Origin of the sequence: Pseudomonas putida, assembly GCF_025905425.1 — a bacterium.
Taxonomy (GTDB): Bacteria; Pseudomonadota; Gammaproteobacteria; order Pseudomonadales; family Pseudomonadaceae; genus Aquipseudomonas; species Aquipseudomonas putida_AF.
The window spans coordinates 5,170,675-5,183,420 of the sequence record NZ_CP109603.1; the positions used below are offsets into that span (position 1 = coordinate 5,170,675).

At 56.0% G+C, this 12,746-nt stretch carries 6 protein-coding genes and 3 rRNA genes; 4 read left to right on the top strand and 5 right to left on the bottom strand.

The features are described 5' to 3' along the window. Positions 1-377 precede the first annotated feature (377 nt). From rrf to OGV19_RS23275, 5 genes are all read right to left on the bottom strand, one after another. Positions 378-493 (bottom strand): 5S ribosomal RNA (gene rrf, locus OGV19_RS23255). A gap of 135 nt (positions 494-628) precedes the next feature. After that, positions 629-3,521: ribosomal RNA gene (locus tag OGV19_RS23260) — 23S ribosomal RNA — on the bottom strand. Between the two features lie 310 nt (positions 3,522-3,831). Further along, positions 3,832-5,368, bottom strand: a 16S ribosomal RNA gene (locus tag OGV19_RS23265). The 16S, 23S and 5S rRNA genes sit together here, the layout of an rRNA operon. Before the next feature lie 567 nt (positions 5,369-5,935). Continuing rightward, complete coding sequence (locus OGV19_RS23270; protein ID WP_413470107.1) at positions 5,936-7,156, bottom strand: CaiB/BaiF CoA transferase family protein; 1,221 nt, start codon at positions 7,154-7,156, stop codon at positions 5,936-5,938. Positions 7,157-7,170: 14 nt separating this feature from the next. After that, the gene (locus OGV19_RS23275; RefSeq protein ID WP_264310824.1) at positions 7,171-8,352 is read right to left on the bottom strand and encodes an acyl-CoA dehydrogenase; all 1,182 of its coding nucleotides are present in this window, start codon (positions 8,350-8,352) and stop codon (positions 7,171-7,173) included. Positions 8,353-8,514: 162 nt separating this feature from the next. On the opposite strand from OGV19_RS23275, the gene OGV19_RS23280 reads away from it, so the two are divergent. The 4 genes from OGV19_RS23280 (at position 8,515) to OGV19_RS23295 (ending at position 12,723) form a co-directional block, all read left to right on the top strand. Beyond that, positions 8,515-9,414 (top strand): LysR family transcriptional regulator, encoded by a 900-nt coding sequence (locus tag OGV19_RS23280; RefSeq protein WP_264310825.1) that lies wholly within the window; start codon positions 8,515-8,517, stop codon positions 9,412-9,414. A gap of 422 nt (positions 9,415-9,836) precedes the next feature. Next, entirely contained in the window at positions 9,837-10,958 is a 1,122-nt protein-coding gene (locus OGV19_RS23285; protein ID WP_264310826.1) for a Re/Si-specific NAD(P)(+) transhydrogenase subunit alpha, read from the top strand. An 11-nt stretch (positions 10,959-10,969) separates the two neighbouring features. Beyond that, complete coding sequence (locus OGV19_RS23290) at positions 10,970-11,284, top strand: NAD(P) transhydrogenase subunit alpha part 2 (RefSeq protein ID WP_027591944.1); 315 nt, start codon at positions 10,970-10,972, stop codon at positions 11,282-11,284. A gap of 2 nt (positions 11,285-11,286) precedes the next feature. Then, positions 11,287-12,723: an NAD(P)(+) transhydrogenase (Re/Si-specific) subunit beta gene (locus OGV19_RS23295; RefSeq protein ID WP_264310827.1), complete on the top strand. Its 1,437-nt coding sequence runs from the start codon at positions 11,287-11,289 to the stop codon at positions 12,721-12,723. Positions 12,724-12,746: the final 23 nt, after the last annotated feature.

A 12,746-nucleotide genomic window follows, 5' to 3' on the forward strand; every position in this document is an offset into this window, starting at 1 on the left:
GTCACTTGTGATGCTGATAATCTTTTTGACTATCAGTCCATACTCACAAGCACCCACACGAATTGCTTGATTCAATTTGTTAAAGAGCGTTTGGTTAAGAGCTTTTCGTCTCAACCGAGGCGCGCATTCTACGCTTTCCTCAGAGCCTGTCAAGCGTTTATTTTGAAGTTTCTTTCGAGAATCTCGTTTAGCTTCAAACACTTAACTCGCTGCGATCTCTCGTAGCGGGAGGCGAATAATACAGCATTCAAAAACGCTGTCAACCACCTTTTTGCCGCTGCTGAGCGGTCATTCAACCTGGTCAGCAAGAAGCTTGAGCTTCTACTTAAAGACAAAACCCCTACCTGCTTGCGCAGATAGGGGTTTTGCGAAATGAATCTTGACGATGACCTACTCTCACATGGGGAAACCCCACACTACCATCGGCGATGCATCGTTTCACTACTGAGTTCGGGATGGGATCAGGTGGTTCCAATGCTCTATGGTCGTCAAGAAATTCTGTAGCCAGAATGTCCAGATGGACAGCCCAGCGAATTCGGATATGCGATATTTGTGGTTACGAATTTTCGGTTATTTCGTCTTCACCACCACAATTCGGCGTCTTACGCTCAAATTGCTTGGGTGTTATATGGTCAAGCCTCACGGGCAATTAGTATTGGTTAGCTCAACGCCTCACAGCGCTTACACACCCAACCTATCAACGTCGTAGTCTTCGACGGCCCTTTAGGGGATTCAAGATCCCAGTGAGATCTCATCTTGAGGCAAGTTTCCCGCTTAGATGCTTTCAGCGGTTATCTCTTCCGAACATAGCTACCCGGCAATGCCACTGGCGTGACAACCGGAACACCAGAGGTTCGTCCACTCCGGTCCTCTCGTACTAGGAGCAGCCCCTCTCAAATCTCAAACGTCCACGGCAGATAGGGACCGAACTGTCTCACGACGTTCTAAACCCAGCTCGCGTACCACTTTAAATGGCGAACAGCCATACCCTTGGGACCGGCTTCAGCCCCAGGATGTGATGAGCCGACATCGAGGTGCCAAACACCGCCGTCGATATGAACTCTTGGGCGGTATCAGCCTGTTATCCCCGGAGTACCTTTTATCCGTTGAGCGATGGCCCTTCCATACAGAACCACCGGATCACTAAGACCTACTTTCGTACCTGCTCGACGTGTTTGTCTCGCAGTCAAGCGCGCTTTTGCCTTTATACTCTACGACCGATTTCCGACCGGTCTGAGCGCACCTTCGTACTCCTCCGTTACTCTTTGGGAGGAGACCGCCCCAGTCAAACTACCCACCATACACTGTCCTCGATCCGGATAACGGACCTGAGTTAGAACCTCAAAGTTGCCAGGGTGGTATTTCAAGGATGGCTCCATGAGAACTGGCGTCCCCACTTCAAAGCCTCCCACCTATCCTACACAAGCAAATTCAAAGTCCAGTGCAAAGCTATAGTAAAGGTTCACGGGGTCTTTCCGTCTAGCCGCGGATACACTGCATCTTCACAGCGATTTCAATTTCACTGAGTCTCGGGTGGAGACAGCGCCGCCATCGTTACGCCATTCGTGCAGGTCGGAACTTACCCGACAAGGAATTTCGCTACCTTAGGACCGTTATAGTTACGGCCGCCGTTTACCGGGGCTTCGATCAAGAGCTTCGCTTGCGCTAACCCCATCAATTAACCTTCCGGCACCGGGCAGGCGTCACACCCTATACGTCCACTTTCGTGTTTGCAGAGTGCTGTGTTTTTAATAAACAGTCGCAGCGGCCTGGTATCTTCGACCGGCATGGGCTTACGGAGCAAGTCCTTAACCCTCGCCGGCGCACCTTCTCCCGAAGTTACGGTGCCATTTTGCCTAGTTCCTTCACCCGAGTTCTCTCAAGCGCCTTGGTATTCTCTACCTAACCACCTGTGTCGGTTTGGGGTACGGTTCCCAGTTATCTGAAGCTTAGGAGCTTTTCTTGGAAGCATGGCATCAACCACTTCGTCGCCTAAAGGCAACTCGTCATCAGCTCTCGGCCTTGAGATCCCGGATTTGCCTAAGATCTCAGCCTACCACCTTAAACTTGGACAACCAACGCCAAGCTGGCCTAGCCTTCTCCGTCCCTCCATCGCAATAACTGGAAGTACAGGAATATTAACCTGTTTTCCATCGACTACGCTTTTCAGCCTCGCCTTAGGGACCGACTAACCCTGCGTCGATTAACGTTGCGCAGGAAACCTTGGTCTTTCGGCGTGGGAGTTTTTCACTCCCATTGTCGTTACTCATGTCAGCATTCGCACTTCTGATACCTCCAGCAAGCTTCTCAACTCACCTTCACAGGCTTACAGAACGCTCCTCTACCGCATCATCATAAGATGATACCCGTAGCTTCGGTGCATGGTTTGAGCCCCGTTACATCTTCCGCGCAGGCCGACTCGACTAGTGAGCTATTACGCTTTCTTTAAAGGGTGGCTGCTTCTAAGCCAACCTCCTAGCTGTCTAAGCCTTCCCACATCGTTTCCCACTTAACCATGACTTTGGGACCTTAGCTGACGGTCTGGGTTGTTTCCCTTTTCACGACGGACGTTAGCACCCGCCGTGTGTCTCCCATGCTCGGCACTTGTAGGTATTCGGAGTTTGCATCGGTTTGGTAAGTCGGGATGACCCCCTAGCCGAAACAGTGCTCTACCCCCTACAGTGATACATGAGGCGCTACCTAAATAGCTTTCGAGGAGAACCAGCTATCTCCGAGCTTGATTAGCCTTTCACTCCGATCCACAGGTCATCCGCTAACTTTTCAACGGTAGTCGGTTCGGTCCTCCAGTCAGTGTTACCTAACCTTCAACCTGCCCATGGATAGATCGCCCGGTTTCGGGTCTATACCCAGCGACTAAACGCCCTATTAAGACTCGCTTTCGCTACGCCTCCCCTATTCGGTTAAGCTCGCCACTGAATATAAGTCGCTGACCCATTATACAAAAGGTACGCAGTCACCTAACAAAGTAGGCTCCCACTGCTTGTACGCATACGGTTTCAGGATCTATTTCACTCCCCTCTCCGGGGTTCTTTTCGCCTTTCCCTCACGGTACTAGTTCACTATCGGTCAGTCAGTAGTATTTAGCCTTGGAGGATGGTCCCCCCATATTCAGACAAAGTTTCTCGTGCTCCGTCCTACTCGATTTCATTGATAAGAGATTTTCGTGTACGGGGCTATCACCCACTATGGCCGCACTTTCCAGAGCGTTCCACTAATCTCAAACCAACTTAAGGGCTGGTCCCCGTTCGCTCGCCACTACTAAGGGAATCTCGGTTGATTTCTTTTCCTCAGGGTACTTAGATGTTTCAGTTCCCCTGGTTCGCCTCTTGCACCTATGTATTCAGTACAAGATACTCAGCTTATGCTGAGTGGGTTCCCCCATTCAGAGATCTCTGGATCACAGTCTGTTTGCCGACTCCCCAAAGCTTATCGCAGGCTACCACGTCTTTCATCGCCTCTGACTGCCAAGGCATCCACCGTATGCGCTTCTTCACTTGACCATATAACCCCAAGCAATCTGGTTATACTGTGAAGACGACATTCGCCGAAAATTCGTTTTGCTCTTTCGAGCCCACAAATTTTACCTTAGCCTGATCCACTACCAGTGAAAGTAGTGTTCAGTCTATTTCTATCACATATCCGAATTTTTAAAGAACGATCTGACAAAAGTCAGAAATCAACATTCGAAGCGAATGCTCATTTCTAAGTTCTGATCAGGAACAAGATAAGACCTATAGAAGGCCTTGATCGTCTTCGACAATGAATCAAGCAATTCGTGTGGGAGCTCATCAGCAGGCTGATGTCGTCGATTAAGGAGGTGATCCAGCCGCAGGTTCCCCTACGGCTACCTTGTTACGACTTCACCCCAGTCATGAATCACACCGTGGTAACCGTCCTCCCGAAGGTTAGACTAGCTACTTCTGGTGCAACCCACTCCCATGGTGTGACGGGCGGTGTGTACAAGGCCCGGGAACGTATTCACCGCGACATTCTGATTCGCGATTACTAGCGATTCCGACTTCACGCAGTCGAGTTGCAGACTGCGATCCGGACTACGATCGGTTTTGTGAGATTAGCTCCACCTCGCGGCTTGGCAACCCTCTGTACCGACCATTGTAGCACGTGTGTAGCCCAGGCCGTAAGGGCCATGATGACTTGACGTCATCCCCACCTTCCTCCGGTTTGTCACCGGCAGTCTCCTTAGAGTGCCCACCATAACGTGCTGGTAACTAAGGACAAGGGTTGCGCTCGTTACGGGACTTAACCCAACATCTCACGACACGAGCTGACGACAGCCATGCAGCACCTGTGTCAGAGTTCCCGAAGGCACCAATCTATCTCTAGAAAGTTCTCTGCATGTCAAGGCCTGGTAAGGTTCTTCGCGTTGCTTCGAATTAAACCACATGCTCCACCGCTTGTGCGGGCCCCCGTCAATTCATTTGAGTTTTAACCTTGCGGCCGTACTCCCCAGGCGGTCAACTTAATGCGTTAGCTGCGCCACTAAAATCTCAAGGATTCCAACGGCTAGTTGACATCGTTTACGGCGTGGACTACCAGGGTATCTAATCCTGTTTGCTCCCCACGCTTTCGCACCTCAGTGTCAGTATCAGTCCAGGTGGTCGCCTTCGCCACTGGTGTTCCTTCCTATATCTACGCATTTCACCGCTACACAGGAAATTCCACCACCCTCTACCGTACTCTAGCTTGCCAGTTTTGGATGCAGTTCCCAGGTTGAGCCCGGGGCTTTCACATTCAACTTAACAAACCACCTACGCGCGCTTTACGCCCAGTAATTCCGATTAACGCTTGCACCCTCTGTATTACCGCGGCTGCTGGCACAGAGTTAGCCGGTGCTTATTCTGTCGGTAACGTCAAAACAGCAAGGTATTCGCTTACTGCCCTTCCTCCCAACTTAAAGTGCTTTACAATCCGAAGACCTTCTTCACACACGCGGCATGGCTGGATCAGGCTTTCGCCCATTGTCCAATATTCCCCACTGCTGCCTCCCGTAGGAGTCTGGACCGTGTCTCAGTTCCAGTGTGACTGATCATCCTCTCAGACCAGTTACGGATCGTCGCCTTGGTGAGCCATTACCCCACCAACTAGCTAATCCGACCTAGGCTCATCTGATAGCGCAAGGCCCGAAGGTCCCCTGCTTTCTCCCGTAGGACGTATGCGGTATTAGCGTTCCTTTCGAAACGTTGTCCCCCACTACCAGGCAGATTCCTAGGCATTACTCACCCGTCCGCCGCTGAATCGAAGAGCAAGCTCTTCTCATCCGCTCGACTTGCATGTGTTAGGCCTGCCGCCAGCGTTCAATCTGAGCCATGATCAAACTCTTCAGTTCAATACTGCTTGGGTTTTTAAGAAACCCTAAACTTGGCTCAGCAATCTCAAATGACTATGTGATTTCTCGCATGGTCACTTGTGATGCTGATAATCTTTTTGACTATCAGTCCATACTCACAAGCACCCACACGAATTGCTTGATTCAATTTGTTAAAGAGCGTTTGGTTAAGAGCTTTTCGTCTCAACCGAGGCGCGCATTCTACGCTTTCCTCAGGGCCTGTCAAGCGTTTATTTTGAAGTTTTTCGCGAGAATCTCGTTTAGCTTCAAACACTTAACTCGCTGCGATCTCTCGTAGCGGGAGGCGAATTCTACAGCGTTTAGAAGCGCTGTCAACCACCATTTCAACCGCTGACGATCTTTCGATCGAAGCCCTTCCATCATCACCTGAATTGATTAACTCTTTGATACTCAAGGAGTTTTTCGTTCCAACTACGCTGGAAGTGGGGCGCATTATAAGGGGATTCGAAACCCCGTCAACCTTTAATTTCACGAAACCTTAATATCGCTAAAAAGCAAAGCGGGGAGGCCTTCGGCCTCCCCGCTGTTCCATAGCTCTATATAGCCTCAAAGCACCCCGGCACTGCGCAAGCGGTGTACCGCATCAGCATCCAGCCCCAGCACGTCACTCAATACCGCCTCGGTATGCTCACCCAACAACGGTGGCGCCCGCCGGTACTCCACCGGCGTCTCCGACAACCGAATAGGGCTGGCCACCTGCGGCACACTCCCCGCCAGCGGATGCGGGATATTCACCGCCAACCCTCGAGCCACTACCTGCGGATCCTGGAACATCTGCGCCAGGTCATTGATAGGTCCACATGGCACCCCTGCCTTCTCCAACTGGCTCACCCACTGCGCCGTGGTCTTGAACACCGTGGCCTGACGAATCAACGGAATCAGCTCACCGCGATTGGCTACCCGCAGCTTATTGGTAGCAAAGCGCGGATCATCCGCCCACTGGGGCTGCCCAGCCACCTCGGCAAACTTGCGAAACTGACCGTCATTACCCACGGTAAGGATGAAATCGCCATCTGCTGTAGGGAAGTCCTGGTAAGGCACGATATTGGGATGCGCATTGCCCAGGCGTCGAGGTGGATTACCCGTGGTCAGATAGTTCATCGCCTGGTTGGCCAGGCACGCCACCTGCACATCGAGCAACGCCATGTCGACATGCTGACCGATGCCGGCCTGATCACGATGAGCGAGGGCCGCCAAAATCGCCACCGTCGAGTACAGCCCAGTGAGGATGTCGGTGAGTGCTACGCCAACCTTTACCGGCCCCGCGCCTTCCTCACCCTCAGGCCGCCCGGTCAGGCTCATCAGCCCGCCCAGCCCCTGGATCATGAAGTCATACCCCGCGCGCTTGGCATATGGCCCCGTCTGGCCGAAGCCGGTGATGGAGCAATAGATAAGCTTCGGGTTGAGCGCTTTCAGGCTTTGGTAATCCAGCCCGTACGCCGCCAGGCCGCCCACCTTGAAGTTCTCGATGACGATATCCGACTTGGCCGCCAGCTCACGCACCAGGCGCTGACCCTCAGGCTGCGTGAAGTCGATCGTCACCGAACGCTTGTTGCGGTTGGCCGAGAGGTAATAAGCCGCTTCGCTGGTGTTCTCACCTTGTGCATCCTTAAGGAAAGGCGGCCCCCACGAGCGGGTATCGTCGCCATTGCCAGGGCGCTCGACCTTGATCACGTCAGCCCCAAGGTCAGCGAGAATCTGGCCAGACCATGGGCCGGCCAACACGCGCGAAAGGTCCAGCACCCGCAGATGTGATAGCGCGCCCATGGGCAGACTCCTTATTAATAGAAGGCCTGGATACCGGTCTGAGCACGCCCCAGGATCAATGCATGTACATCATGGGTGCCCTCATAGGTGTTGACCACCTCAAGGTTGACCAGATGACGGGCCACGCCGAACTCATCGGAAATACCGTTACCACCCAGCATGTCACGCGCCATGCGGGCGATATCCAAGGCCTTGCCGCAGGAATTACGCTTCATGATCGACGTGATCTCGACGGCTGCCGTGCCTTCGTCCTTCATGCGCCCCAACCGCAGACAGCCCTGCAGCGCCAAGGTGATCTCGGTTTGCATGTCCGCCAGCTTTTTCTGGATCAGCTGATTGGCTGCAAGCGGGCGGCCGAACTGCTGACGGTCCAGGGTGTATTGGCGCGCGGTGTGCCAGCAAGCCTCGGCAGCGCCCAGCGCCCCCCAGGAGATGCCATAGCGGGCCGAGTTCAGGCAGGTGAACGGCCCCTTGAGGCCACGCACGTCCGGGAAGATGTTTTCTTCAGGCACGAATACGTTATCCATCACGATCTCACCCGTGATCGAAGCACGCAGGCCGACCTTGCCGTGGATCGCCGGAGAGCTGAGGCCTTCCCAGCCCTTTTCCAGGACGAAGCCCCGAATGTCGCCAGCATCATCCTTGCCCCAGACCACGAATACATCGGCGATCGGGCTGTTGGTGATCCACATCTTGCTGCCGGTGAGACGGTAGCCACCGTCGACCTTCCTGGCGCGGGTGATCATCGAACCGGGATCGGAGCCATGGTTAGGCTCGGTCAGGCCAAAGCAGCCGATCCACTCACCGGTGGCCAGTTTGGGCAGGTACTTCTGCTTTTGCGCCTCAGTGCCAAATTCGTTGATCGGCACCATTACCAGGGAGGACTGCACACTCATCATCGAGCGATAGCCAGAGTCGATGCGTTCGACCTCACGTGCAATCAGCCCGTAGCACACATAATTCAGACCGCTGCCGCCGTACTGCTCGGGGATGGTCGCACCCAGCAAGCCGATTTCCCCCATCTCGCGGAAGATCGCCGGGTCGGTCTGCTCATGGCGGAAAGCCTCGAGCACACGCGGCGCCAACTTGTCCTGGGCGAACTGATAAGCGCTGTCACGCACCATGCGCTCTTCTTCAGTGAGCTGCTGATCCAGCAGCAGCGGATCGATCCAGTTGAAGCTTGCTTTACCGGCCATGAGCGAAATCCTCGAATAGAGAGAGCAAATTCTTGTGCCCTTGAGCCTAGGCCTGATCGGCTGCCGCGACAAACGAGGATTGCGCACGGATTAGTGATAATTTGTCACTTCGTAAATCAGCAAAACGCCACATTCACAGCCTTACAAGTGAGGTTGACGTACATGCGCCGCAAGATCCCCAGCACTGCCGCCCTGGTCTGTTTCGAAGCCGCGGCGCGAAACGAGAGCTTTACCAAGGCCGCGCAAGAGCTTGCGCTGACCCAAAGCGCCGTCTGTCGGCAGATCGGCGGCCTGGAGGCCTTCCTTAATGTGGAACTGTTTCGTCGTTCACGGCGCGGGGTGAAGCTGACCGAGGCCGGGCTTTCCTACAGCCGCCAGGTCGCCGCGCAACTGGATGCCGTTGAGCGCGACACCCTGTCGGTGATGCGCCAGCAAGGCGCCAATGTGATCGAGCTTGCCGTGGTGCCTACCTTTGGCACCCAATGGCTGCTTCCCAGGCTCAAGGACCTCCAGCAGCGCCACCCCGACGTCACCGTCAACCTGACCAACCGCACCCGGCCGTTCCTGTTCGCCGACACCGCCTTTGATGCCGCCATCTATTTCGGCGATGCCGACTGGTCGGGCACACAGTCGCACCGGCTGATGGGTGAAAACCCAGTGCCGGTGTGCAGCCCAGCCATGCTGGACGGGCAGGGCATGCTCGACGCTCGGCGCATTGCACAACTGCCATTGCTGCAGCAGACCACACGCCCCTATGCCTGGCGACAATGGTTCGGCAGCCTGGGCATGAACGTGGAGCGCGACATGACAGGCCCACGCTATGAACTATTCTCCATGCTCGCGCAGGCGGCAATGCACGAAATGGGCATCGCACTGATCCCACCCTTCCTGATCCAGCGAGAGTTGGAGGAGGGTAGGTTGGTGGTCGCTAACAGGCATGCCCTGAGCAGCGACAAGGCCTACTATCTGATGATTCCCGAACGCAAAGTGGAGTCTGCCTCACTGCGAGCCTTCCGCGACTGGCTGGTGGCACAAGCCCAGGAATACACCGCCTCGGCCTAAGCTGACCTCGTAGTCAATTATTTTAAACACCTACAGATGTATGTATTTGTCGCATCTACGTAAACTGTTACGCAAGCCTGAAAATCCCCTTTAACCCAGCTTACTACGCGGCTTTCAGGGTTAAATTGCGACATTCACCAAGCTGTGAGCGAATTACCGCGATTTTTTTGTTTTTTTCTCCTAATCTCCCAATGGCCCATGTTTGACGGGCTGCGACCGTAAGCTTGCGACATACGGTCACAGGGTGACTTGTAGTTTTAACCTGGTTTCGCTCCAGAACTGGTTGTAGGCCCCTGGGTTCATCTGCAAAATGCCTGGCCCGCCTGGGATTCGGCGGGTTGACGCTCAACGACCGTACCAGCGCACCACCCGAAGTACGCTGGCTTCCACAAAGACAAAAGGTCACCGCAGGAGACAAAGTCGTGCACATTGGTGTTCCTCTCGAGACGCAGACGGGTGAGACAAGGGTCGCCGCGACCCCTGAAACCATCAAAAAACTGGTTGCCCAAGGCCATCAGGTCACCGTCCAACGGGGGGCAGGGCTAAACGCCAGCATTCCGGACAGTGCCTATGAGGTCGTGGGGGCCTCCCTGGGAAGCGCCGCCGACGCCTACGGCGCGCAACTCGTACTCAAAGTGGTCGCGCCCAACGATCAAGAGCTCGCGCTGATAAACAGCGGCAGCCTCCTGGTGGGCATGCTCAACCCGTTCAACAGCGAAATGATCGGCAAGATGGCCGAACGCGGTATCACCGCCTTCGCCCTTGAAGCGGCGCCGCGTACCTCGCGGGCACAAAGCCTCGACGTGCTGTCGTCCCAGGCCAACATCGCTGGTTACAAGGCGGTGCTGCTGGCAGCGCATCACTACCCTCGCTTCATGCCCATGCTGATGACCGCCGCCGGTACCGTGAAGGCTGCCCGTGTGCTGATTCTGGGCGCCGGCGTTGCAGGCCTGCAGGCCATTGCCACCGCCAAACGCATGGGCGCCGTGATCGAAGCCTCGGATGTACGCCCCGCAGTCAAGGAGCAGATCGAGTCGCTGGGCGCCAAGTTCCTCGACGTGCCTTACGAAACCGACGAGGAACGTGAGTGCGCCGAAGGGGTTGGCGGCTATGCCCGGCCGATGCCGGCCAGTTGGATGCAGCGCCAGGCCCAGGCCGTACACGAGCGCGCCAAGCAGGCCGATATCGTCATCACCACGGCACTGATCCCTGGCCGCAAGGCACCGACACTGCTCAGCGCCGAAACCGTCGCGCAGATGAAGCCAGGCTCGGTGGTCATCGACCTGGCGGCAGCCCAAGGCGGCAATTGCCCGCTGACCGTCGCCGATCAAGTGGTGCTGCAGAACGGCGTGACCATCGTCGGCCCCACCAACCTGCCTGCCCAGGTGGGGGCCGATGCTTCAGCGCTGTACGCACGCAACCTGCTGGACTTCATGAAGCTGTTGTTCGACAAGGACAACGCGCTGGTCATCAACCTCGAAGACGATATCGTCGCGGCCTGCCTCATGTGCCGCGACGGGCAAGTCGTCCGCAAGAACGGCTAAGGAGCACGACAATGGAAGACATGCTGATTTCCCACGGCATCTACAACCTGATCATTTTCGTGCTGGCCATCTATGTGGGTTACCACGTGGTGTGGAACGTCACCCCGGCCCTGCACACGCCGCTGATGGCGGTCACCAATGCCATCTCCGCCATCGTCATCGTCGGTGCCATGCTGGCTGCGGCGCTGACCGTGACGCCTGCCGGCAAGCTGATGGGCACGCTCGCCGTGGCCTTGGCTGCGGTCAACGTGTTCGGTGGCTTCCTGGTCACCCGTCGCATGCTTGAGATGTTCAAGAAGAAAGCCAAGAACGAGGCGAAGAAGTAAGCATGAGCATGAATCTGGTAACGCTTCTCTACCTGGTCGCCTCGATCTGCTTCATCCAGGCGCTCAAGGGCCTTTCGCACCCGACCACATCTCGGCGCGGCAACCTGTTCGGCATGATTGGCATGGGCTTGGCTATCGTCACCACGGTTGGCCTCATTTATAAGCTGGGTGCAGAGCTGGCAACCGCCGGCATCGGTTACGTGATCGTCGGCCTGCTGGTCGGCGGTACCGCTGGCTCGATCATGGCCAAGCGCGTCGAGATGACCAAGATGCCGGAGCTGGTCGCCTTCATGCACAGCATGATCGGCCTGGCTGCGGTATTCATCGCCATCGCCGCCGTGCTTGAGCCCCAGTCGATGGGCATCGTCGCCAGCATCAGCGACCCGATCCCCACCGGCAACCGCCTGGAGCTGTTCCTGGGCGCTGCAATTGGTGCCATCACCTTCTCCGGTTCCGTGATCGCCTTCGGCAAGCTGTCGGGCAAGTACAAGTTCCGCCTGTTCCAAGGCGCACCGGTACAGTTCGCCGGCCAGCACAAGCTGAACCTGATCCTGGGCCTGACCACCATCGCCCTGGGCCTGCTGTTCACCTTCACCGGCCATTACAGCGCCTTTACCCTGATGCTGGTTTTGGCCTTCATCATGGGCGTGCTGATCATTATCCCGATCGGTGGCGCGGACATGCCGGTGGTGGTGTCGATGCTCAACAGCTATTCGGGCTGGGCAGCGGCGGGTATCGGCTTCTCGCTGAACAACTCGATGCTGATCATCGCAGGCTCTTTGGTCGGCTCCAGCGGTGCGATCCTCTCGTACATCATGTGCAAGGCGATGAACCGTTCGTTCTTCAACGTCATCCTGGGCGGCTTCGGCGGCGCGGCTGATGCGGGTGGCCCGGCAGGCACTCAGGAAGCTCGCCCGGTGAAATCCGGCTCGGCCGACGATGCCACCTTCCTGCTCAGCAATGCCGACACGGTGATCATCGTGCCTGGCTACGGCCTGGCCGTTGCCCGTGCCCAGCACGCGCTGAAGGAGCTGACTGAGAAGCTGACGCACAATGGCGTGACCGTGAAATATGCGATCCACCCGGTGGCAGGCCGTATGCCAGGGCACATGAACGTGTTGCTGGCCGAAGCCGAAGTGCCCTACGACCAGGTGTTCGAGATGGACGACATCAACGCCGAGTTCGGCCAGGCCGACGTGGTACTGGTGCTGGGCGCCAACGACGTGGTCAACCCGGCAGCGAAAAACGATCCCAAATCGCCGATTGCCGGCATGCCGATCCTGGAAGCGTTCAAGGCCAAGACCATCATCGTCAACAAGCGCTCCATGGCCAGTGGCTATGCAGGCCTGGACAACGAACTGTTCTACCTGGACAAGACCATGATGGTATTCGGTGACGCCAAGAAGGTGATCGAGGATATGGTCAAAGCGGTGGAGTAACCCCGTCGCGGCAAACCGTGCGC